Source organism: Shewanella sp. SG41-4 (assembly GCF_014164505.1).
Taxonomy (GTDB): domain Bacteria; phylum Pseudomonadota; class Gammaproteobacteria; order Enterobacterales; family Shewanellaceae; genus Shewanella.
On the sequence record NZ_JACJFI010000703.1, the window covers coordinates 1 to 963 of the forward strand.

Consider the following 963-nt stretch of genomic DNA (forward strand, 5'->3'; position numbering starts at 1 on the left):
ATAAAGAGCATCGTAAAGAGCTAGATCGCCAGTTCAAAAATGGTAAATCAAACTTCAAAATCGCTATTGTTGTAGATATGTGGTTAACGGGCTTTGATGTGCCATTCCTTGATACTATTTATATTGATAAACCATTACAAAAACATAATCTGATACAAACTATTTCAAGGGTAAACCGTAAATTTGAAGGTAAAGAGAATGGCCTGGTTGTCGATTACATTGGCATTAAAAAGCAGATGAACCTTGCTCTCTCTCAATATACGGGAGGCCAAGATCAGAACCTAGAAGATATTAAGCAGTCTGTGATTGTGGTGAAAGATCACCTGAGTTTACTTGGTGGGTTATTTCATAAGTTTAATTCAAAACCTTACTTTATTGGCACACCACTTGAGCAATTGCATTGTTTAAATGCTTCTGCAGATTTTGCGCTAAGAACCAAAAAGTTTGAAAAAACCTTTATGGATTTAACCAAGCGTCTCAAATCTGCTTATGACATTTGTGTTGGGAGTAGCGAATTAAATCAAAGTCATAAAGATAAAATTCATTACTACTTAGCTGTTCGTTCCATTGTATTTAAAATTACATCTGGTGGCGCACCAGACGTGGATCAAATGAACAGCAAAGTACGCGACTTGGTTAAAAATGCTTTGATGAGTGATGGTGTCGAGGAAATATTTAAGTTGGGCGATGATCAAGGTGGCGAGATAGATATCTTTGATGATGATTATCTTGCTAAGTTACAAATGATTAAACAACCCAATACCAAGCTTCAACTTCTGCAGCAAATGCTTGCTAAGGCGATTGGTGAGCTTAAAAAGACCAACAAGGTAAAAAGTGTAGATTTCTCGAAAAGAATGAACATGTTGGTCGAAAAGTACAATGAACGTGATGAGCAAAGTGTGCTTCGTTCTGAGGTTATCACCGATTTTTCTGATGAAATTATCAAACTCTATAATGAATTAC

The 963-nt window shown here is 36.0% G+C and carries 1 protein-coding gene; it reads left to right on the top strand.

Going from position 1 to position 963, the window contains the following annotated elements; translation table 11 throughout:
• The coding region (locus H5202_RS23390; protein ID WP_182774104.1) for a DUF3387 domain-containing protein at positions 1-963 on the top strand (963 nt) is incomplete at both ends.